Here is a 20,908-nt window from a genome sequence, read left to right as displayed (position 1 = left end):
TCGACAAGGCGTCGACTCAGGGCGTCAGAGGTGTCGCTTCGGTAGTCGCGGCGGCGAGCGTGGTGAACTCCTCGGACGATCCGCTACCGGTGATGAGCAGCCGCACGTCACCCAGATCGGTCACCCACACCGGCTCTTCACTCTGCTGCGTGTAGACGACCCACTCCTTGCCGTCGATCGACTGAGTTCCCGAGGCGAATCGCGGCTCACCGACCGCGAACGGCACGAGCACGTCTTCACTTGCGTTCGATTGCGTCAGCCGGTTGTAGCGACCGGCATCGGAGATGTATCCGACGGTGCTGGTGTCCCCACCCTGATCGCCGGCGATGGATCCGCGGCTGCCCGAGTTCGGCGTCCAGTCGTCGGGGACCTTGGGGTTACGGATCGGGAAGTCGAGCTCGGACGCGTCGTACTGCATTGCCGCGTTCACGTCGAAGTTCGGGATCGGTCCCTGCGTCGGTCCGCCCGGGCTCAACGTGCACTGACTGGCGATTCCGGCAATCAGCAGACAGGCGATCACGAGCGGAATGAGTGACCAGACCATGTCACGGTTGTTGTTCAGGATCCGGGGTTTACTGTTCGCCACTACTCCAGTATCCCCGCTGGACGTCGCTGCCGGGTCGGCGCATGCCCTCCTCGGCGGACAACGGCACTGAATGAGATAATCGCGCTGGGTAAGACCCCCACCTACCAGGAGGCTACAAACCGATGACGACCAGCACCGAGTCCACCCGCGCCATGGCGCCAGATCGCAATCTCGCCCTAGAACTCGTACGAGTCACCGAGGCCGGCGCACTCGCCTCGGGCCGCTGGGTGGGACGTGGCGACAAGGAAGGCGGCGACGGAGCAGCGGTGGACGCTATGCGTCAGCTGGTCAGCTCGGTCTCCATGCGCGGCGTCGTCGTGATCGGCGAAGGCGAGAAGGACGAAGCGCCTATGCTCTACAACGGCGAGCAGGTCGGCAACGGCAACGGACCCGAGGTCGACTTCGCCGTCGACCCCGTCGACGGAACCACGCTGATGGCCAAGGGCATGCCGAACGCGATCGCCGTCCTGGCCGTCGCTGAGCGCGGCGCCATGTTCGACCCCTCTGCCGTGTTCTACATGGAGAAGATTGCCGTCGGACCCGACTACGCCGATGTCATCGACATCACAGCACCGGTAGCCGAGAACATCGCTCGGATCGCCAAGATCAAGAAGGGATCCGCATCCGATGTCACCGTGTGCATCCTGGACCGCCCCCGTCACGCAGAACTTATTCAGGCCGTTCGCGACGCGGGATCACGCATCCGGCTCATCTCCGACGGTGACGTTGCAGGCGCGATCGCAGCCGCACGTCCCGATTCCGGCACTGATCTGCTGATCGGTATCGGCGGCACCCCCGAGGGCATCATCGCTGCCGCTGCGATGCGTTGCATGGACGGCGCCCTGCAGGGCCGCCTCGCCCCCATGGACGACGAAGAGAAGCAGAAAGCGATCGACGCCGGTCACGACCTCGACCGCGTTCTCAACACCGTCGACTTGGTGTCGGGTGAAAACGTATTCTTCACCGCTACCGGCGTCACCGACGGCGACCTGCTGCGCGGCGTGCGCTACGCGGGCGGCGGTGCGCACACTCAGTCCATCGTGATGCGCTCCAAGTCCGGCACCGTTCGAATGATCGACGCGTACCACCGCCTCGAGAAGCTTCGCGAGTACTCCTCGGTCGATTTCGACGGCGACACGAGCGGTCAGGCTCCTTCTTTCTGACGGTTCGGCCGGTGCGCTGACCCGGCACGACAATTACCCGTACCTAACTGGCAAAGTAAGGCTCATGACGCAGACAGACGAACAGCAATTCCGGATCGAGCATGACACCATGGGAGAGGTTCGCGTACCGATCGATGCACTCTGGCGCGCCCAGACGCAGCGAGCGGTCGAGAACTTCCCCATCTCCGGCCGTCCGCTCGAGCGCACTCAGATCCGCGCGATGGGCCTGCTCAAGGCAGCCTGCGCGCAGGTCAACAGGGACCTCGGACTGCTCGACGGCACGCTTGCCGACGCGATCATCGCGGCTGCGAACGAAATCGCCGAAGGTCTGCACGACGACCAGTTCCCCATCGACGTCTTCCAGACCGGTTCGGGAACCAGCTCCAACATGAACGCCAACGAGGTCATCGCGTCGATCGCCAAGGCGAAGGGCGTGGAGGTACACCCCAACGACCACGTCAACATGTCGCAGTCCTCGAACGATACTTTCCCGACGGCTACCCACGTCGCCGCGACCGAGGCAGCGGTCACTTCGCTCGTGCCTGCACTGAAGCACCTGCATTCCGCGCTGGCCGCGAAGGCCGTCGAGTGGAAGACAGTGGTCAAGTCCGGACGCACGCACCTCATGGATGCTGTTCCGGTCACTCTCGGCCAGGAGTTCGGCGGGTACGCCCGCCAGATCGAAGCCGGAATCGAGCGCGTCGAGGCGACCCTGCCCCGTTTGGGTGAACTCCCGATCGGCGGCACCGCGGTGGGCACGGGCCTCAACGCTCCCGACGGTTTCGGGACGAAAGTTGTTGCAGCACTGGTTGAATCGACCGGAATCGAAGCCCTGACCGCAGCCAAGAACGCCTTCGAGGCGCAGGCAGCTCGGGACGGACTCGTCGAGGCATCCGGCGCACTGCGCACCATCGCGGTGTCGCTGACCAAGATTGCCAACGACATTCGCTGGATGGGTTCGGGACCACTCACCGGACTCGGCGAGCTGTCACTTCCCGACCTGCAGCCGGGTAGCTCGATCATGCCCGGCAAGGTCAATCCTGTTCTGCCAGAAGCAGTTACACAGGTCGCCGTGCAGGTCGTCGGCAACGATGCAGCCGTCGCGTTCGGTGGCGCCTCGGGCGCCTTCGAGCTCAACGTCTACATCCCGGTGATGGCACGCAACGTGCTCGAGTCCTTCACCCTGCTCGCCAATGTCTCGGTACTGTTCGCCGACAAGTGCATCAGCGGGCTGACCGCCAACGTCGAGCACCTCAAGACCCTTGCCGAGTCCTCGCCGTCCATCGTGACGCCGCTGAACTCCGCCATCGGATACGAGGAGGCTGCGGCCGTCGCCAAGCAGGCACTCAAGGAGAAGAAGACGATCCGTCAGACGGTTATCGACCGAGGGCTGATCGGCGACAAGCTCAGCGAGGAAGAGCTCGACAAGCGGCTCGACGTGCTGGCCATGGCGAAGGTCGAGGACTGACTTCACCGCTGGTAGACAAGCGGCGCCAGTAGGCCGCCCTGCTTCAGCTCGAGTGGTTCATTCATACGATTGCTTCGTATGAATGAACCACTCACGCGTTCAGGAGTCGTGAGCCCAGCTCAGGCGAACGCGCTCAGCTCGTCGCGCGCCGTGTTGCCCTCGTCGCCGAGGTCGTCGCGGCCGAAGATGTTCCATTCCACCAACAATGGCTTGAACACCTTCTCGCTCTGCTGCTCCACCGTGTAGATACCGGCGTCGGCGAGCAATTCGGTGCTGTTTCCCTTACCCGGCAGATCCACCACAGGGATCGAGTACCCGTTGATGCGGTCGGCGATAGCGCGCACGGTCTGATCAGGGGCGACACCGAGTGCTTCGGTGACCATGTTCGCGTAGAACTTCGACTGCAGGGCATCGTCCTGGGCGATCTTCGACAAAATCTTGGCCAGGACAGGGTCGCCACCGAGTGCGATCGTATTGTTATTTCGCAGCACGGCCGCTGACTCGTCCACGGCGAAATGCGCGAGGATATCGAGAACGTGCAGGCTGGGCGCGTCGTAGCCCTTCGTCATCTCTTCCATCCGAGCACGTTCGAGAGCGACGGGATCGACAGCACGCGTCAAGACCAAAAAATCGCGTAGCGCTATCGCCTGACGATTCTCTTCCGACGTCCATCGGCCGGTCCACTTCCACCATGCGCCCTGACCGGTCAGTGCACGGGCCAGTTCACGGTGGTAGGCGGGCAGATTGTCGGCAACGAGGACGCTGACCGTGGCGGAGAGGATCTCGACCTCGCTGAGGTGGGATTGTTCGGCCGACCAGTCCTCGCCACCGAGAAACGCGAAGTTCTTGCCGTCGTCCCACGGCGCGAAATCGTGGGGGTGCCAATCCTCTGCTTCTTCGATGTGTCGGCGCAGATTCTCTTCCACGGCGGGCTCCAATCGGAGCAACAGGTCACCGTCAGTGAAGTTCGTAGGCATCCGAATACCGTAGCGCCTCCCACCGAACGTCGAGTCTCGTGCCCCTGACCTCTGTGAATTCTCCCAAATCCCACGCGAGCAGGGTTTACGCTCTTCCTAATCCATTCGCTCCTGGAGAGGACTCCTGTGATGCGCTCGAAGAAGATGTATCTGGCCCTCGCTCTCGCCACGTCGATGACGGCCCTCGTCGGGTGCTCCTCCGGTGACACCGAAACGGCGACCACGACGGCCACCGCCACGGCAGAAGCGTCGTCGGAGGAGGACTCCGGACTCTCACCCGGCCAGGTGCCCGGCGTCGACGTTCCCGACGGCCAGATCGACGACGCGGTAGGAAAACTCGACGGCATCGCCGCCGAACTGATGGAGTCCTCGAAAATCCCGGGGATGGCTGTCGCCGTCGTACATAAGGGAGAAGTCGTGTACTCCAAGGGATTCGGGGTGCGTGAGGTCGGTAAGGACGATGCGGTCGACGGCGATACGGTATTCCAACTGGCATCGTTGTCCAAACCCGTCGGCTCGACGGTAGTCGCTTCGCAGGTCGGTAGCGGAGTGGTCGATTGGACAACTCCTGTGGTCTCGGAGCTCCCGTGGTTCGCGCTCGCGGATCCGTATGTGACCCAGAACGTCACGGTCGGCGATTTCTACGCCCATCGCAGCGGGCTGCCCGATCACGCGGGCGACAACCTCGAGGAAATCGGCTACGACCGCCGCCAAGTACTCGCGCGACTGAAGGACATTCCCCTGGATCCGTTCCGCTCGACGTACAACTACACCAACTTCGGCGTCACCGCTGGGGCCGAGGCGGTAGCGCAGGCGTCGGGCAAGGATTGGGAGACCCTCAGCCAGGACGCGATCTACGGCCCCCTCGGCATGGCGTCGACCAGTTCGCGATTCGCGGACTACATGGCCCGCACCGACCGCGCGGTCCCACACGTGCTCGTCGACGGCGCGTACGAGGCAGCATTTCAGCGAGAACCGGACGCACAATCGCCTGCGGGTGGGGTGAGTTCCTCGGCGAACGACATGGCGAAGTGGATGACGATGCTCGCCGCCGAAGGCACTTTCGACGGCAAGCAGGTCATCGAACCCGATGCCCTGCTGCCCGCGGTGACGGCCGAGATCGTCTCGTCCCCATCCGGTACCCCGGATACTCGGGCCGGCTACTACGGATACGGATTCAACGTCTCGAACTCGGGGGCCGGACGCACACAGGTGAGTCATTCGGGAGCGTTCGAGCTCGGCGCGGGCACAAATTTCGTGACGATCCCCTCGCTCGATGTCTCCATCGTCGTGCTGACCAACGCTGCACCTATCGGCATCGCCGAGACGGTATCGGCCGAGTTCGCCGATCTCGTGCAATTCGGCGAGGTTCGACAGGATTGGCGAACGATCTACAAGAATGCGTTCGAGGGAATGGACGAACCGATGGGCGAACTCGTCGGCAAGACACCACCCGCCGATCCTGCTCCCGCGCAGCCACTCACGGTCTACGCCGGGGTGTATCAGAACTCGTTCTGGGGTCCTGCGACGGTCACCGACGACAACGGCACCCTGACTCTGGCCATCGGTCCCAAGGACACTTCGTACGAGCTGACACACTGGGACGGTGATACGTTCACCTTCGATGTGCGAAGCGAGAACGCACCCGACGGCACCGTGTCCCAGGCAAAGTTCAACGGCAACACCGTCACCCTCGAGTACTTCGACGGGACCGGATTGGGGAGATTCACCAAGTGACAGATCTACTTCGGTCGACCAAGACCGTCGAGGACATGCTGCGGGCGCTGGCGGAGCGCGACGTCGATCGTGCGGCGGCACTCCTCGACGACGGAATCATCTGGCACAACGTGGGATTTCCGAAAGTGCGTGGCATAGCCCGAGTCCGCAAAGCGCTGGCGGTCATGGCGAAGCCGAACTACGGATTCGACGTCACCATCCACAACATCGCCGCAGCTCCCGACGGCGACGTGGTGCTCACCGAACGAACCGACGTACTGATCTGGCGCCGATTGCGTGTCGAGTTCTGGGTGTGCGGCACTTTCGAGCTGCGCGACGGCAAGATCCTCGTGTGGCGTGACTATTTCGACAATCTCGACTTTGCGAAGGCGTTGGTGCGTGGGCTGTGGCGACTGCGCTCATGAGTGGAAATGCGTCCCTCGGAACGCATTTCCACTCCATGCGTCTACGCCCCTGAAGGCCCGAACTCCTCGAGCATCTCTGTCACCAGGGCGGCGATCGGCGAACGCTCGCTTCGGGTGAGGGTGATGTGCGCGAAAAGCGGGTGGCCCTTGAGCTTTTCGATCACCGCTGCGACGCCGTCGTGCCGTCCTACGCGGAGATTGTCACGCTGCGCCACGTCGTGGGTGAGAACGACCCGGGAGCCGCTACCGAGCCTGGACAGAACCGTGAGCAGAACATTACGTTCGAGTGATTGAGCCTCGTCGACGATGACGAAGGAATCGTGCAGCGACCGTCCACGAATATGCGTGAGCGGCAACACTTCCAGCATTCCGCGTGCAATGACTTCTTCCATCACCTCCGGGCTTGCGAGCCCTTCCAAGGTGTCGAACACCGCCTGACCCCACGGGCCCATTTTCTCGCTCTCACTGCCGGGTAGATAGCCGAGCTCCTGACCACCGACCGCGTACAGAGGGCGGAAGACGACGACCTTCCGATGCGTACGACGCTCGAGCACGGCCTCCAGACCTGCGGTCAGTGCCAGCGCAGATTTACCCGTTCCGGCCTTACCACCGAGCGAGACGATGCCGATGCTCTCGTCGAGCAGCAAGTCGAGCGCAACCCGCTGTTCAGCGGAGCGCCCATGCAAGCCGAATGCTTCACGTTCGCCGCGCACGAGCTGCACCTGCTTGTCCGCTGTGACGCGTCCCAATGCACTCGAACGGCCCCCGAGCAAGCGAATTCCTGTGTGACACGGCATGTCTCGTGCACCGTCCAGGTCGATGACACCGTCCGCGAACAACCGATCGATATCGGCCGGCTGCACTTCCAGTTCGGCCATGCCGGTCCAACCCGAAGGCACGACGTCGTGGGCGTGATACTCGTCGGCGGGCAATCCCACCGCCCCGGCTTTCACTCGCAGCGGGATGTCCTTGCTGACGAGGACTACTTCTTTGCCCTCGGCCGCCAGGTTGAGTGCGCACGCCAAGATCCGCGAATCGTTGGAGTCGGTACGGAAACCGACAGGCAGAACGGCTGCGTCGGTGTGATTGAGCTCGACCTGCAGTGTGCCGCCCTGCGTTCCGATCGGAACAGGTTGATCGAGCCGACCGTGTTCTACGCGAAGATCGTCGAGCATGCGCAATGACTCCCGCGCGAACCATCCCAGCTCGTGGTGATGGCGTTTACCCTCCAACTCGCTGATGACGACGAGAGGGAGCACCACATTGTGCTCGGCGAAGCGAATAACAGCCCAGGGATCCGACAGTAGAACCGAGGTGTCCAGCACGAATGTCCGAAGAGGGGCGGAAACGGAGCGTGAAGTGGTCACGTGGGGCTCCTATTGTTCGCGCGACGCCACACGAACGCTTGTCGCTCGGCCGGTCGGTCCTGACGTGTCAGCTGACACGAGGGCCGGGTGCCGGCCCTCTCGCACTCACTAGCTCAGTCACGTATCAGAACCTCCCGCACAGTCAGCTTCCCCGCTGGCTGTTACTGCCGACGGTACCGCCGATTCCGAGGATTCGTGCGGGTAGCAGGGTGCGTGTCGGTGAACAACGCGTTAACCCATCGCACCGTGGCGGGGAGGCCACCATCCGTCCGCTTCAATGGTCCATTCATACGATCGATTCGTATGAATGGACCATTCAAGCAGGCCGGGTGAGATCAACAGGTCGGGTGAGATCAACAGGCCGACCTGCCGACCCAGCGAAGCGGCCGGCAATCAGCCGATCAGGCCCCAGTCTTCGAGGCCGTCGTAGAGCGGCTTGCTCTGTGCGACCTTGACGACGCGCTCTTTCAACGAGTCACTGGCTTCGCCGGTGGCGAGGGCGGTGCCGATGATGTCGGCGACCTCGGTGAACTCTGCTTCACCGAAGCCACGCGTCGCGAGGGCCGAGGTGCCGATGCGAAGGCCGGAGGTGACCATCGGCGGGCGCGGATCGAACGGCACGGCGTTGCGGTTGACGGTGATGCCGACCTCGTGGAGAAGGTCCTCGGCCTGTTGGCCGTCGAGCTGACTGTTACGCAGGTCCACCAGTGCGAGGTGCACGTCGGTGCCGCCGGTGAGAACCGAGATTCCCTTGTCCGCGATGTCTTTGCCGTTCAGGCGATCCGCGAGGAGTGAAGCTCCGAGGAGGGTGCGCTCCTGGCGCTCCTTGAACTCCGGCGTCGCAGCGATCTTGAAAGCGACGGCCTTGGCGGCGATCGCATGCATGAGTGGGCCACCTTGCTGGCCGGGGAACACCGCGGAGTTGAGCTTCTTCGCCCATTCCTTCTTCGCGAGGATCAAGCCGGACCGGGGTCCGCCGAGAGTTTTGTGCACGGTCGAGGACACGACGTCGGCGTAGGGAACGGGCGAGGGATGCAGACCTGCTGCGACGAGTCCGGCGAAGTGCGCCATATCGACCCAGAGCAATGCGCCGACCTCGTCTGCGATCGAACGGAAGGCTTCGAAGTCCTGGAAGCGCGGGTAAGCGGACCAGCCGGCGATCAGGACCTGTGGCTTGGCCTCGATGGCCTGCTTGCGCACCTGATCCATATCGATCCGGTGGTCTTCTTTGCTGACGCCGTAGGACTCGACCTCGTACAACTTGCCGGAGAAGTTCAGCTTCATACCGTGCGTGAGGTGGCCGCCGTGTGCCAGATCGAGGCCCATGATCTTGTCGCCCGGGTTGATCAGAGCCATCAACACTGCCGCGTTGGCCTGTGCACCGGCGTGCGGCTGGACGTTGGCGAACTCGGCGCCGAAGAGTTCCTTGGCACGATTGCGGGCCAGGTCCTCGATGACGTCGACGTGCTCGCAGCCACCGTAGTAGCGACGGCCGGGGTAGCCCTCGGCGTACTTGTTCGTCAGCACGCTGCCCTGTGCCTGCAGAACGGCGCGGGGAACGAAGTTTTCCGATGCGATCATCTCGAGCGTGTCACGCTGACGCCCCAGTTCGCCTGCCATGGCCTCGGCGACCTCAGGATCGAGTTCGGCAAGGGACAGGTTGTTGACGTCAGTCATAACAGGGGTCTCCAAATGAGCGCAGCAATGTGGGCGCCCTCAGTTTACGAGATGCGCAATTGCCCCGGTGTCAGCGGCTCGTCGAGGAGGCGTCCGAACAACGCCGATCGCTCGCTGACGGTCTTGCCCTGAGCCAACCAACCACCGAGAAGTTTGTAGCCCTCGACGTATGTGCTGCTGTAGGCACGCCACAACGGCGAGGACAAGAACTTCAGACTCTGCCGAGCACGCTTGGGCGATGCGAGGCCCCATTTTTCCAGGTACGCCGCGACGTCATCCTGACTCTTGTGTCGATCGTGCAGCAACAATGCCGCGTCCTGCCGCACCCCGAGCAGCTGGCCCGACGCCGTCGACAGTCGCTCGGCCTTGTCCCCGTCGAACCGCAGGCCGAGGTCGGCGTAGATTTCCTGCGCCCACAATCCCCATCCTGGTCCGACGATCGACTCGAGCGCCAGATCGGCAAGCCCCTCCGCCATCAGGCATTGCGGAGTGTTGACGAGAAACAAGGTCTGTTCCTGCTGCCCGGAACCGACCAGGCCCATCTCTTTCCGGCAATGCTCGGTGTGATGTCCGGGGTAAGCCTCATGCGCGATGAGGTGTGGGAGGTTCGCCATGTGCTGTTCGAGATCGGAGTTGATGGCCACGGTGGACTTGAAGTCACCGAGGTAATAGTTGAATCCTGACCACGGCTTGTCCCCCACCACCTCGTAACGCACCTGCTCGGTCTCGGGCAGTGAGTACTCTGCTCGCACGAGATCACGCAAGGCACTCGAGAAGGCGTCGACACATTCCTGCAGTCGATCGGCCGGTATGACGTCTCTGGCGCGGTGAGCGGCCAATCGCTCGGCAAGCGAACCCGGACCCGACAACACCTCGTCCATCTTTCGGTGTGCCTGCACATAGTGGTCCTGATCCCCGGGTTCGATGCGGACATCGAAATATGCGAAGACCTCGTCGACGAAACCGATGTCTTCTCCTGCGAACTTGCGGCCCGAGCATTCCAGCGCGCGTAAGTGGACATCGATGAACTCGGCACGTTGCACCGTCAGATCTGTGTTTGCCAGCTCGGCCCGCAGTGCGACGGCCTCCCGCGCGAGCGCAGCCGGATCGGGAGCGGGTGCATTCTCGGTCTGTCGACGCAACTCGGGGTCACCGGTGTACGCGTCGACGAAGCCCTCTTCGAGTCGGTCGAATTTCAGACCGAGTTGTAGATACTCACGGACGAGCGAATCGGCATTCATAAGATTCGACGATAGTGGCCGCAGTGAGATGAACGAACAGTGAACTACCCCGCCCGTGTGAGTATCAGTGGCACCAAGCACAATCTGAAGCCATGCGACTTCAGTGTCCCTCGTGCGCCTGGTGCGTACTCCCAGGTACGCACCAGGCACACGAGGTGTGTACCTCCGAATGAGCGAACCCAGCCCCTACGTCGAGTTCGATCGCGCCCAGTGGCGCACTCTTCGGCAGTCGACGCCACTGGTGCTCACCGAGGAAGAACTCGTCGGCCTCCGCGGCTTGGGTGAGCAGATCGATCTCGAAGAAGTCGCCGAGGTGTATCTACCTCTGGCTCGACTCATTCACCTTCAGGTCGCCGCACGGCAACGGCTGTTCGCGGCCACGGCAACATTTCTCGGCGAGAAGCACCCGGATCGTCAGGTGCCCTTCGTCATCGGAGTCGCCGGCAGTGTCGCGGTCGGAAAGTCGACGACGGCCCGAGTTCTGCAAGCACTCCTCGCGCGGTGGGACCACCATCCGCGCGTCGATCTGGTCACCACCGACGGCTTCCTGTATTCGACGACAGAGTTGATGCGTCGCGGCATCCTGCACCGCAAGGGATTTCCCGAGAGCTACGATCGGCGCAAGCTGCTCCGCTTCGTCACCGAGGTGAAGTCGGGAGCCGAAGAGGTTGCCGCACCGGTCTATTCGCACGTGTCCTACGACATTCTGAAGGGCCAGTTCCACATGGTTCGTCAGCCGGACATTCTCATCGTCGAAGGCCTCAACGTTCTGCAGACCGGTTCACGTTTGATGGTGTCGGATCTGTTCGACTTCTCGATCTACGTCGACGCCAGAATCGAGGACATCGAACGCTGGTACGTGAAGCGCTTTCTCGCGCTGCGTAAGACGTCGTTCGCCGATCCCGACGCGCACTTCCATCACTACGCGAATCTGCCCGACGAGCACGCACGCATGGCGGCCGAGGATCTCTGGCACTCGATCAATCTGCCGAATCTCGTCGAGAACATTCTGCCGACGCGTCCTCGGGCCACGATGGTGCTGCGCAAGGACAGCGATCACGCCATCAACAGGCTCCGATTGCGCAAGTTGTAGATCGGTAGTCAGATTCCGAATCTGCGATGCCTGGCTGCATAGTCACGCAGTGCTCGAAGGAAATCGACTCGGCGGAATTCGGGCCAGTACGCCTCGGTGAACCAGATTTCCGAGTACGCGCTCTGCCACAGCAGAAATCCGGAGAGCCGTTGTTCACCCGAGGTGCGAATCACCAGATCAGGATCGGGCTGGCCGGAGGTGTAGAGGTGAGTATCGATGCCGTCGACGTCGATGGATTTCACCAAGTCGTCCCCGGTGAGTCCCTCGGCAATCTTCTCCCTCACCAATAACTGCACTGCGTCGGCGATTTCTTGACGACCGCCGTAGCCCACTGCGACGTTGACATGCGTTCCGGTTCGCCCCGCGGTATGAGCGGCGGCCTCTTCGAGCCTGCGCGCCGTCGACGGTGGAAGGAGCTCGAGGGTGCCGACGATCTTGACTCCCCAATTCTGCTCGGGTCCGCAAATCTCCTCGACGACGTCGGTGATGATCTCGAGCAGTGAATCGAGCTCGTCCGGGTCGCGGGACAGATTCTCGGTCGAGAGTAGATAGATGGTGGCCATCTCGATTCCCGCGGCGTCGCACCAACCGAGCATCTCGGCGATCTTCAGTGCACCCATGCGATGCCCGTGCGCGACGTCGGTGAAGCCGTTCTCACGTGCCCAGCGGCGATTTCCATCACACATCACTGCAACGTGACGAGGATGCCGCATGCCGTCGAGCTGCATGAGCAAGCGCCGCTCGTACACGTTGTACAGCACGTTACGTACGTTCGTCGGGAGAATTTTCACCGAGACATCACCACAGTCGGATCACCACGGAGCACAACCTTACGCCGACGAAACGAAGCTACTCGCCGGTAGAGTACGGACCGAACCTACGGTTGCGTAAGTTCGGAGTCGAGAGGAAGTGATCGCATGACGATGTTCGGGATCGACCAACTGCCCGCGAAACCTCGGATGCGCGGGTGGATTCATCTCTATGCTTTCGCGGTCTCCGTCGTGGCGGGCATCGTCCTGGTCACGTTGGCCTTCAGCTTGGTCTCCGTCAGTGCCGGAATCGCTACCGCGGTCTACGCGAGCACTGTCTGCGGTGTCTTCGGCGTCAGCGCTACTTACCACCGAATCCATTGGAAAACCCCGGCCTCTCGCACGTGGATGAAGCGTGCCGATCACTCGATGATCTTTCTGTTCATCGCCGGCAGCTACACGCCGTTCGCCGTACTCGGACTCCCGGCAGCAACGGGCAAGACCCTGCTGATCGTCGTCTGGATCGGCGCCCTCAGCGGGGTCGCACTCAAGATGCTGTGGCCTCTCGCACCCGTCTGGGTGGGCGTGCCGCTGTACCTGATTCTCGGCTGGGCCATCGTGCCGGTCGCACCGACGCTCATCCAGCAAGTGGGCTTCGCACCGTTCATCCTGTTGCTCGTCGGCGGTATCCTGTACAGCGTCGGAGCCGTCCTGTACGCGACGAAATGGCCCAATCCCTGGCCCACTACGTTCGGGCACCACGAGTTCTTCCATGCGGCCACGGTGCTTGCTGCGATCTGCCACCTCGTCGCCGTGTGGTTGGTGCTGTTCTAGCCAGGGTCAGCGCTGCAATGCGGCGATGAGCTCGACCTCGGTGGTGACGGGGCGATCGCAGACGAATCCGCGACACACGTACGCCGCCTCGTTGCCAGCGATCATCGGCCGACCCGCCAGTAGCGCGCTGGAATTCTCCGCTCCGGCCATGATCGTCGTACCCCCGGGAGCGTGGGCGCGAGCAACGGCGAGCAGCCTGCTGTTCCCGACACTCGACACGGCCACCTGCAAGGGTCCCCGCACCGAAGCCTCGGCGACGGTGAGCCAGTGGCCTCCCGATCGCGGTGCCCGTTCCAGAATCAGAGCCGCACGGGCGAGCCCCGCCGAGGCGAGCTCTCCGTATCGAGCCGACACTTCGGGCGGCACAAGCGCCTCTGCCGTCAGAAGAGCCTCCGTCACCGTCGATGCTCCCGACGGGGTTGCATTGTCGAGTGGGTCTCGCGGCCTCGTCACCAATACTTCGGCGTCATCGGCGGTATCGAACCAACTGCCGGGATGATCCGGGTCGGCGAAGTGTTCGATCGCAGCGTCGAGAATCGCCTGCGCCCGAATCGACCAGATCTCCTCTCCGGTGGCCTGGAAAAGTGCCAGCGAGGCGACGGCGAGGCAGGAGTAGTCCTCGAGCACACCCGTTGCGACGCCGACGTGGGTGCCGAGCGAGGCGCGTCGCAGTCGTCCGTTCTCGAAGTGCGTCGCGAAGAGTTGTTCACCGCAGGCGACGGCGGCGTCGACCCACTCCGAACGTCCCAGCCCCGCGCCCACTTCGGCGAGTGCTGTGATTGCCAGGCCGTTCCACGCGGTGACCACCTTGTCGTCGCGGCCTGGTTGTGGGCGCTGATCCCGAACCGAAAGCAACAGTTCGGCCACGCGCCGGTACCGCTCGAGATCGTCAGGATCCTCGGGCAACTGCAGAACCGACATGCCCGCTTCGAATGTCCCTGCGCTGTCGACGACGAACATGCCTGCAGCCCAGACGCCATCTTCGAATCCGAGAACGTCCACGAGCTGTTCCGGTGTCCACGCGTAGGTCGATCCCTCCACACCGTCGGTGTCGGCATCGAGCGCGGAGGCGAAACACCCATTGTCGGTTCGCAGTTCGCGTAGCAGAAAGCCCGCGGTCGCCTCGGCTACGCGAACAGCCAGCGGATCCCCCGTCACCCGGGCGAGGTGCCCGTACAACCGAAGTAGAAGCGCGTTGTCGTAGAGCATCTTCTCGAAGTGCGGCACGACCCATTCGGCGTCGACCGAGTAGCGCGCGAACCCGCCACCGATCTGGTCGTAGATTCCGCCGCGAGCCATCGCGGCCGCGGTGCGTTGGACCGTCTCGAGTGCCGCCGCCGAACCAGTGCGCTCGTGATGACGCAGCAGACCTTCCAACAGTGCACCCGGCGGAAACTTCGGTGCCCCGCCGAAACCACCACGATCGACGTCTTCGTCCGCGAGTACCGAGGCCACGGCGTCCGCCATCAGGTCGGAGTCGATCGGACGCTCCGATGTCGGCATCTGCCCCGAATTGTTTCGGAGGGCCGCAACGATCGCAGCGGATGCGTCGAACACTTCTTCCCGACGCGTACTCCAGGTGTCCGATATCGCGGTCAGCAATTGCTCGAACGAGGGCGTTCCACCGCGCGGTCTCGGCGGGAAGTAAGTGCCGCAGTAGAACGGTTCGGCGTCGGGCGTCAGAAAGCACGTCATCGGCCAGCCGCCCTGACCCGTCATCGCCACGGTCGCGTTCATGTAGACGGCGTCGAGGTCGGGCCGCTCCTCACGATCGACCTTGATACACACGAAGTTGGCGTTCATCAGCGCCGCGACCGTCTCGTCCTCGAAGGATTCGTGCGCCATCACGTGACACCAGTGACAGGCCGAATACCCGATCGAGAGCAGAATCGGCACATCGCGTTCTACTGCAGAGTTCAACGCCTCGGGCGACCATTGCTGCCAATGCACCGGATTGTCCGCATGCTGAAGCAGGTAGGGACTGGTCGATACTCCGAGTGCGTTGGCACCGAGCACGGCTAAGTCTCGTCCTTGTCGGCCCGCTTGTCCCCAGTCGACGTCTTCGTCGGATCCACCGTCAGCGCGCCGCGATCGGTCCCCTCGTCGAGTTCTTGATCAGGCCGCGGGTCTTCCTTCTCGAAAGTTTCGGGAAGCTTCTTGATCTGTTTGTTCATCGACCAGATCAGCAGGGCTGTACCGACGAGAAGTGCGACGATGATCACGAGCCCGACGGGCGAGGATTTACCGAACTCCGGGCCGGTCGGCTGCTGGGCCAATAGCGAGATGATCACTCAGACCTCCTTCGTTTCGATGCCGGCGAACAAATCGGTTTCGGGCAACGACGTCTTGACCCGCGTCTTCGCCAATTCGAACTCTTCGGTGGGCCAGAGCTTGCGCTGCACATCGACAGGTACGGCGAAGAACACCCCGTTCGGATCGATCTGCGTCGCATGCGCCCGCAAAGCGTCGTCGCGCTGCTCGAAGTATGCGTCAGCAGTGACCTGAGTGGTAATTCTCTCCATGATTTCGTCGCGGTCCGTGGTCCACCGTTTCAACCAGTCGGCGAATGGGCTCTCTTCGCCGCGGTCGACGAACCAGTCGTTGAACAGTTGCATCCGTTTACGAAGGAAACCGTGCGAGTAATAGAGCTTGAGTGGCGTCCATGGTTCCCCGGCATCGGGGAACTTCGTGGGATCACCTGCGGCTTCGAAGGCCGCAACCGATACCTCGTGACACCGAATGTGGTCCGGGTGCGGGTATCCGCCCTTCTCGTCGTACGTGGTCATCGCGTGCGGCTTGAATTCGCGGACAACCTTGACCAGTGCCTCGGTGGACTCCTCGAGTGGAACCAGCGCAAAGCACCCCTCGGGCAGCGGGGGCAGCGGGTCGCCCTCGGGCAAACCCGAATCGACGAAACCGAGCCAGTGTTGGCGTACCCCGAGAATGCGGGCAGCCTCAGCCATCTCTTCCCGCCGCACTTCCTCGATGCGATCGTTCACACCGGGGATGTCCATCGCCGGATTGAGGATGTCTCCCCGTTCACCACCGGTCAACGTCACGACCAGGACATCGTTGTTCTCGGCGGCATACCGAGCCGTCGTCGCTGCGCCCTTGCTCGATTCGTCGTCGGGATGGGCGTGCACCGCCATGAGCCGTAGTCCGGACACGTTCTTTCCTCACCTCAGCTTCGCCTGCTTCTTCCCTACACATATAGTTCCACTTGGCGCCGACACAACGCGCACCGGCTGCCGTAGATCCACCAGCGAACACCGAGTTCCCCCGACCTTCACGACGAAAGCATGCATGACTTCCACGCTCCCCGAAGGCCGTTATCCCGCGTCGACGTCACGATCGATGTCCCGTCGCACCAAGAACCTGCTGCTTATCGTGGTGCTCCTCGCCGGCCTGGGGATCGCATACATCGGGTACGTGAAGTTTTCGGTGAAGGACATCGAGGGAACAGCCCTCGCGTTCGACCTGCTCGACGATTCCACCGTCTCCATTCGTTTCAGCGTCACGCGCGCAGATCCGCAGGACGACGCGGTCTGTATCGTGCGGGCGCGTTCGCGTGACGGATCGGAAACCGGACGCCGCGAAGTACTCGTACCCGGCTCGGACGCACGCGAGGTCGAGGTAAAGTCGGAGATACGTACTTCTCAACCGCCCGCCGTCGGCGACATCTACGGATGCAGCCTGAAAGTCCCCGATTATTTGCGTGCAGGCTGACCTAGCGCCTGCTCGTGGTAAGATCGGCCGGTACACGGTTCCGCTTTGGAGCCGTGTATTGCTGCATTGACGGCCAGGGCGGCACTGTGGCTCGCGGCTGACGCTGCGCTCCAGTGGCTCGAGAAACGGGCCTACAACGCCTGGGAATCTGCACATTGCAATCCCCAGGTTCGCCGCGTGCGCCGTCCGCATAAAACGGGGAGTCCACCGCGACTTCTACTACAAGGGAGTGATCGAGATGACCGAGACCCAGGTGACCTGGCTTACCCAGGAGTCCCACGACAGGCTCAAGAGCGAACTCGACCAACTCATTTCCAATCGTCCGATCATCGCCGCCGAAATCAACGAGCGACGCGAAGAGGGCGATCTGAAAGAGAACGGCGGCTACCACGCTGCACGCGAGGATCAGGGCCAGCAGGAAGCCCGTATTCGCCAGCTGCAGGAACTGTTGAACTCCGCCAAGGTCGGCGAGGCGCCCACCCAGTCCGGTGTAGCTCTGCCCGGGTCCGTGGTGAAGGTCTACTACGACGGTGACGAGTCCGACGCCGAGACTTTCCTCATCGCCACCCGCGAAGAGGGTTCCACCGACTCCAAGCTCGAGGTCTACTCCCCTAGCTCTCCGCTGGGTGGTTCACTCATCAACGCCAAGGTCGGCGACACCCGCCAGTACACGCTGCCGAACGGCAAGATCATGAAGGTCACGCTCGTCAGCGCAGAGCCTTACCACTCGTAGACATTCGTCTCGGTTCAGTCGAGTTTCCCCGGTCGGTAGTCATCCGACCGGGGAAACTTGCGTTATAAGACCGACACCGAACGCGGTCGCGGCGCACACTTGGACAATGGATGCCGTGTCCCTGCAGGTCGACCCAGTCGAGGGCCCAATCGACGGCCCCACCACCTTTCGTGTCCTGGGCGTTGCACCCGGCCTTCCAGTCCATCTCGATGTCGCGACGGTGGATGCGAACAACCACCACTGGGTGTCACATCAGGATTACAACATCGATGCCGAAGGTCGGCTGTTGATCACCGACCCCGATCGCCCCTGGTGGAATATGTTCTTCGTCGACGAAGGCGTCGTACCGGTCAGCTTCGCCGGGTCGGACGGCGGGCTCGACTATCGAATCTCGGTGCACGCAGTGGAGGGCTCGTCCAGCACCACAGTGCGTCGCACCTGGGGCGGAGATCTGGTTCGCGAGGATCTCGCGGGCGTCGGGTGGCGACTGCGGATTTATCTGCCCGATACCGGCGACGACGCACTGGCCGGGGTCATAGTTCTCCCCGACACCACAGGCGCACGACCGGCAGCGCCTACCGCAGCGCTGCTCGCCTCACATGGATACGTGGCAGCCGTGCTGTCCTATATGGACGACACCGGGCTCCCCGAGCAGTTCGAGGAAATACCGGTAGAAGCGATCGCCGCTGGAATGGCAGCTTTCGCCGGGCATCAACGTGTCGACGCACATCGCATTGCGGTCTACTCATGCTCGGTCGGGGTGTCGGTGGCCTTGTCCGCTTTGGCCCGCACTCCAAGCCTTCCGGTGCGCGGCGTCATCGCGATGTCACCCTCCCATGTCGTCCTGCAAGCCCGGTGCAAAGGTGGACCTCCGCCCCGTACGTCTTCGCTGACCGTCGGCGGTGAACCGTTGCCGTACATGCCCATTCGAAGCGAACGACTCATTGGGCAGCTGATCAGGACGGCGGTCCGACGGGTCTTTTCGACCGGCCCGACCTCGCAAGCGCTATCGCTACGACCCGCGTACGCTGCCGGGCTGAAAAACGACAAAGATGTCTACGACGCGACCATCCCAGTCGACAGGATCGACGCTCCGCTGCTGGCGATCGCCGGCGATGACGACGCGGCGTACCCGTCCGACCGGATGGCGCGCGCGTTGATCGCAAGACGCAAACGCAATACGGACCGGTTGCTGATCCTGCCGAATGCCGGTCACGTTCTGCGTCCCCCCGCAACGCCCACGACCGTCGACCGGAACTACGACGCTGTGTCCGGTGGAACGCCCGCGGGCACCGCGAAGGCGCAGCGCCGGATGTGGACCGAGGTACTGGATTTCCTCGAGACCAGCCTCAAGCAGTAAGCGTTCTCTCGTACTTACGCACCGACAACGGCACGAAGACCACCAGCAGCACGACGACCCAGATGAGCGTATAAAGCACTGGGTTCTGCAGTGGCCACACATCCGGCGGCGGCGCCAAAGGACTTGTGTTGCCGAACAACTCGCGTACCGCCTGGACGGTCGAGGAAATCGGATTCCATTCGGCGATCGCTTTGAGCACCGGCGGGAAGCCGTCGATGGGCACGAAGGTGTTCGCGATGAAGGTTACGGGGAATATCACGATGAACGACGCATTGTTGAAGATCTCCGGTGACCGCACCGACAGCCCGACGAACGCCATCACCCACGAGATCGAGTAAGCGAACAGCAGCAGCAGAACGTACCCCGCCAAAGCCTCGAAAAACGACGTCGTAATACGCCAGCCGACGATCAAGCCAGTGATTGACATGATCGTGATGGTCACCAAGTTGTTGCCCACGTCGGCGGCAGTTCGCCCGATGACCACAGCCGAGCGTGCCATCGGCAGCGAACGGAACCTGTCCATCACGCCCTTTTGCAGATCCTCTGCCAGCGAAGATCCGGTGATCGTGGCACCGAAGATCATCGTCTGAACGAAGATGCCACCCATCAGGAAGCTCTTGTAGTCGCCGCCGCCCGGAATGTCGACGGCACTGCCGAACACGTATGCGAACAGCAGCACGAACATGATGGGCGACAGCGTCGCGAAGACCAGCAGATCCGGAACCCGCTTGATCTTGATCAGATTGCGCTTGCCGATGATCAGCGAATCGCGCACTACACTCATTTGTCTACCTCCACTGCAGCGTCCGACACGGTCGCATGGCCGGTGAGACTGAGGAACACATCGTCCAGGTTGGGGCGCCGCAAACCGACGTCGACCACAGAGATAGCCGCTTCGCGCAGCTTCAACAGGGCTGTCGTCAAGTCGTCCGCGCCACCGTCGACCGACATGACGATTCGGCGTGCCTGCGCGTCCCACTGCGGTTCGTCGACCCCGAGCGGAGCCAACAATTCATGAGCGCGTGCCCGATCGTCAGGATCGGTGAGTACGAACTCGAGACGCTCACCGCCGACCTGCGCCTTCAGCTGATCAGCGGTGCCCTCGGCGATGATCGACCCCTTGTCGAGGACGATGATCTTGTCGGCCAACCGGTCTGCTTCCTCCAGGTACTGCGTGGTCAGCAGAATGGTCGTGCCGTCCTTGACCAGATCGGAGATGAAGTCCCACATGCCGATTCGGCTGCGAGGATCGAGACCGGTCGTAGGCTCGTCGAGAAACAGCACCCGCGGCCGACCGATGAGACTGGCAGCGATGTCGAGGCGTCGACGCATACCGCCCGAATACTGCTTGGCTGTGCGGTCGCGAGCATCGAGCAGATCGAATCGTTCCAGCAGAGTGTCCGCGCGCGAGCGCGCCTCGGCCTTCTTCAGCCCGAACAGGCGACCGACCATCTCGAGATTCTCGTAACCGGTGAGGTACTCGTCTACCGCCGCGAACTGGCCGGTCAAACCGATGGTCGAGCGAACCTCGTCGGCCTGCTTGCCGACATCCAGGCCGAATACCTTCGCGGTTCCCGACGTCGCCTTCAACAACGTCGCCAAGATGCGAACCGCCGTCGTCTTGCCTGCGCCGTTCGGTCCCAGAACTCCGAGAACCGTTCCCTCCGGCACCGAGAAGCTGATCCCGTTGAGCGCGACGTTCTTCCCGTACTCGAGTACGAGGTTGTCTACTTCGACGGCATTTGCCACGACGTACCCTCCCCTGTCTTTGTCATGAACACGTACTTCTCGTT

Annotated in this window: 20 protein-coding genes; 9 read left to right on the top strand and 11 right to left on the bottom strand. The window is 62.5% G+C overall.

From position 1 onward, the window contains the following. Window positions 1-16: 16 nt before the first annotated feature. Window positions 17-586, bottom strand: coding sequence for a DUF4245 domain-containing protein (locus ABIB36_RS17455; protein ID WP_354561394.1), 570 nt, complete (start codon window positions 584-586; stop codon window positions 17-19). A 122-nt stretch (window positions 587-708) separates the two neighbouring features. Here ABIB36_RS17455 and glpX point away from each other — a divergent pair, with 122 nt between their 5' ends. After that, window positions 709-1,749 (top strand): class II fructose-bisphosphatase, encoded by a 1,041-nt coding sequence (gene glpX, locus ABIB36_RS17450; protein ID WP_084346077.1) that lies wholly within the window; start codon window positions 709-711, stop codon window positions 1,747-1,749. Window positions 1,750-1,813: 64 nt separating this feature from the next. Next, complete coding sequence (locus ABIB36_RS17445; protein WP_354561391.1) at window positions 1,814-3,217, top strand: class II fumarate hydratase; 1,404 nt, start codon at window positions 1,814-1,816, stop codon at window positions 3,215-3,217. 119 nt (window positions 3,218-3,336) lie between these two features. On the opposite strand, the gene ABIB36_RS17440 is transcribed toward ABIB36_RS17445, so the two are convergent. Further along, window positions 3,337-4,194, bottom strand: coding sequence for an acyl-ACP desaturase (locus ABIB36_RS17440; protein ID WP_354561389.1), 858 nt, complete (start codon window positions 4,192-4,194; stop codon window positions 3,337-3,339). A 129-nt stretch (window positions 4,195-4,323) separates the two neighbouring features. Here ABIB36_RS17440 and ABIB36_RS17435 point away from each other — a divergent pair, with 129 nt between their 5' ends. Both ABIB36_RS17435 and ABIB36_RS17430 read left to right on the top strand, forming a co-directional pair. Then, window positions 4,324-5,931, top strand: coding sequence for a serine hydrolase (locus ABIB36_RS17435; RefSeq protein ID WP_354561386.1), 1,608 nt, complete (start codon window positions 4,324-4,326; stop codon window positions 5,929-5,931). After that, window positions 5,919-6,335, top strand: a complete 417-nt coding sequence (locus tag ABIB36_RS17430) for a limonene-1,2-epoxide hydrolase family protein (RefSeq protein WP_373270523.1) — start codon at window positions 5,919-5,921, stop codon at window positions 6,333-6,335. The genes ABIB36_RS17435 and ABIB36_RS17430 overlap by 13 nt, the downstream gene beginning before the upstream one ends. A 41-nt stretch (window positions 6,336-6,376) precedes the next feature. Here the strand turns inward: ABIB36_RS17430 and phoH2 are convergent, their stop codons facing one another. The 3 genes from phoH2 to ABIB36_RS17415 form a co-directional block, all read right to left on the bottom strand. Continuing rightward, entirely contained in the window at window positions 6,377-7,702 is a 1,326-nt protein-coding gene (phoH2, locus tag ABIB36_RS17425) for an RNA 5'-3' helicase PhoH2 (protein WP_179142223.1), read from the bottom strand. A gap of 393 nt (window positions 7,703-8,095) precedes the next feature. Next, entirely contained in the window at window positions 8,096-9,379 is a 1,284-nt protein-coding gene (gene glyA, locus ABIB36_RS17420) for a serine hydroxymethyltransferase (RefSeq protein WP_084346083.1), read from the bottom strand. A 44-nt stretch (window positions 9,380-9,423) separates the two neighbouring features. Beyond that, on the bottom strand, window positions 9,424-10,620 hold the full coding sequence (locus ABIB36_RS17415) for a DUF885 domain-containing protein (RefSeq protein ID WP_354561381.1): 1,197 nt from the start codon (window positions 10,618-10,620) through the stop codon (window positions 9,424-9,426). A gap of 169 nt (window positions 10,621-10,789) precedes the next feature. On the opposite strand from ABIB36_RS17415, the gene coaA reads away from it, so the two are divergent. Continuing rightward, complete coding sequence (coaA, locus tag ABIB36_RS17410) at window positions 10,790-11,713, top strand: type I pantothenate kinase (protein ID WP_084346084.1); 924 nt, start codon at window positions 10,790-10,792, stop codon at window positions 11,711-11,713. An 8-nt stretch (window positions 11,714-11,721) separates the two neighbouring features. On the opposite strand, the gene ABIB36_RS17405 is transcribed toward coaA, so the two are convergent. Then, window positions 11,722-12,504, bottom strand: coding sequence for an isoprenyl transferase (locus tag ABIB36_RS17405; protein ID WP_084346085.1), 783 nt, complete (start codon window positions 12,502-12,504; stop codon window positions 11,722-11,724). A gap of 126 nt (window positions 12,505-12,630) precedes the next feature. On the opposite strand from ABIB36_RS17405, the gene trhA reads away from it, so the two are divergent. Beyond that, complete coding sequence (gene trhA / locus ABIB36_RS17400; RefSeq protein ID WP_084346086.1) at window positions 12,631-13,296, top strand: PAQR family membrane homeostasis protein TrhA; 666 nt, start codon at window positions 12,631-12,633, stop codon at window positions 13,294-13,296. 6 nt (window positions 13,297-13,302) lie between these two features. Here the strand turns inward: trhA and ABIB36_RS17395 are convergent, their stop codons facing one another. The 3 genes from ABIB36_RS17395 to mca are packed head-to-tail and all read right to left on the bottom strand — an operon-like array spanning window position 13,303 to window position 16,463. Further along, window positions 13,303-15,312: a thioredoxin domain-containing protein gene (locus tag ABIB36_RS17395; protein ID WP_084346087.1), complete on the bottom strand. Its 2,010-nt coding sequence runs from the start codon at window positions 15,310-15,312 to the stop codon at window positions 13,303-13,305. 2 nt (window positions 15,313-15,314) lie between these two features. Continuing rightward, complete coding sequence (locus tag ABIB36_RS17390) at window positions 15,315-15,587, bottom strand: hypothetical protein (protein ID WP_084346088.1); 273 nt, start codon at window positions 15,585-15,587, stop codon at window positions 15,315-15,317. Further along, window positions 15,588-16,463: a mycothiol conjugate amidase Mca gene (gene mca / locus ABIB36_RS17385; RefSeq protein WP_354561374.1), complete on the bottom strand. Its 876-nt coding sequence runs from the start codon at window positions 16,461-16,463 to the stop codon at window positions 15,588-15,590. Between the two features lie 136 nt (window positions 16,464-16,599). Between mca and ABIB36_RS17380 the strand changes: the two genes are divergently transcribed. The 3 genes from ABIB36_RS17380 (at window position 16,600) to ABIB36_RS17370 (ending at window position 19,115) form a co-directional block, all read left to right on the top strand. Beyond that, window positions 16,600-17,022 carry a DUF4307 domain-containing protein gene (locus tag ABIB36_RS17380; RefSeq protein WP_084346090.1) on the top strand — a complete coding sequence of 141 codons (423 nt, stop codon included), beginning with the start codon at window positions 16,600-16,602 and terminating at the stop codon, window positions 17,020-17,022. Between the two features lie 238 nt (window positions 17,023-17,260). Continuing rightward, on the top strand, window positions 17,261-17,755 hold the full coding sequence (gene greA / locus ABIB36_RS17375) for a transcription elongation factor GreA (protein WP_084346091.1): 495 nt from the start codon (window positions 17,261-17,263) through the stop codon (window positions 17,753-17,755). 106 nt (window positions 17,756-17,861) lie between these two features. Beyond that, entirely contained in the window at window positions 17,862-19,115 is a 1,254-nt protein-coding gene (locus ABIB36_RS17370) for an acyl-CoA thioester hydrolase/BAAT C-terminal domain-containing protein (RefSeq protein ID WP_354561370.1), read from the top strand. Here the strand turns inward: ABIB36_RS17370 and ABIB36_RS17365 are convergent. Both ABIB36_RS17365 and ABIB36_RS17360 read right to left on the bottom strand, forming a co-directional pair. After that, window positions 19,105-19,899: an ABC transporter permease gene (locus ABIB36_RS17365; RefSeq protein WP_084346093.1), complete on the bottom strand. Its 795-nt coding sequence runs from the start codon at window positions 19,897-19,899 to the stop codon at window positions 19,105-19,107. The two genes, ABIB36_RS17370 and ABIB36_RS17365, sit on opposite strands and share 11 nt — an antisense overlap. Beyond that, window positions 19,896-20,864 carry an ATP-binding cassette domain-containing protein gene (locus ABIB36_RS17360; protein WP_084346094.1) on the bottom strand — a complete coding sequence of 323 codons (969 nt, stop codon included), beginning with the start codon at window positions 20,862-20,864 and terminating at the stop codon, window positions 19,896-19,898. The genes ABIB36_RS17365 and ABIB36_RS17360 overlap by 4 nt, the downstream gene beginning before the upstream one ends. Window positions 20,865-20,908 lie beyond the last annotated feature (44 nt).

The sequence above is a fragment of the Rhodococcus sp. UYP9 genome (genome assembly GCF_040547235.1).
GTDB lineage: Bacteria > Actinomycetota > Actinomycetes > Mycobacteriales > Mycobacteriaceae > Rhodococcoides.
This window is presented reverse-complemented; position numbering and strand designations above follow the sequence as displayed.

What these genes read in the sequence shown, in the direction of transcription:
- glpX (WP_084346077.1), top strand. Translation starts at nt 709, where the DNA reads ATGACGACCAGCACCGAGTCCACCCGCGCCATGGCGCCAGATCGCAAT.
- ABIB36_RS17445 (WP_354561391.1), top strand. Translation starts at nt 1,814, where the DNA reads ATGACGCAGACAGACGAACAGCAATTCCGGATCGAGCATGACACCATG.
- ABIB36_RS17440 (WP_354561389.1), bottom strand. Translation starts at nt 4,194, where the DNA reads ATGCCTACGAACTTCACTGACGGTGACCTGTTGCTCCGATTGGAGCCC.
- ABIB36_RS17435 (WP_354561386.1), top strand. Translation starts at nt 4,324, where the DNA reads ATGCGCTCGAAGAAGATGTATCTGGCCCTCGCTCTCGCCACGTCGATG.
- glyA (WP_084346083.1), bottom strand. Translation starts at nt 9,379, where the DNA reads ATGACTGACGTCAACAACCTGTCCCTTGCCGAACTCGATCCTGAGGTC.
- ABIB36_RS17415 (WP_354561381.1), bottom strand. Translation starts at nt 10,620, where the DNA reads ATGAATGCCGATTCGCTCGTCCGTGAGTATCTACAACTCGGTCTGAAA.
- coaA (WP_084346084.1), top strand. Translation starts at nt 10,790, where the DNA reads ATGAGCGAACCCAGCCCCTACGTCGAGTTCGATCGCGCCCAGTGGCGC.
- trhA (WP_084346086.1), top strand. Translation starts at nt 12,631, where the DNA reads ATGACGATGTTCGGGATCGACCAACTGCCCGCGAAACCTCGGATGCGC.
- ABIB36_RS17380 (WP_084346090.1), top strand. Translation starts at nt 16,600, where the DNA reads ATGACTTCCACGCTCCCCGAAGGCCGTTATCCCGCGTCGACGTCACGA.
- greA (WP_084346091.1), top strand. Translation starts at nt 17,261, where the DNA reads ATGACCGAGACCCAGGTGACCTGGCTTACCCAGGAGTCCCACGACAGG.
- ABIB36_RS17370 (WP_354561370.1), top strand. Translation starts at nt 17,862, where the DNA reads ATGGATGCCGTGTCCCTGCAGGTCGACCCAGTCGAGGGCCCAATCGAC.
- ABIB36_RS17365 (WP_084346093.1), bottom strand. Translation starts at nt 19,899, where the DNA reads ATGAGTGTAGTGCGCGATTCGCTGATCATCGGCAAGCGCAATCTGATC.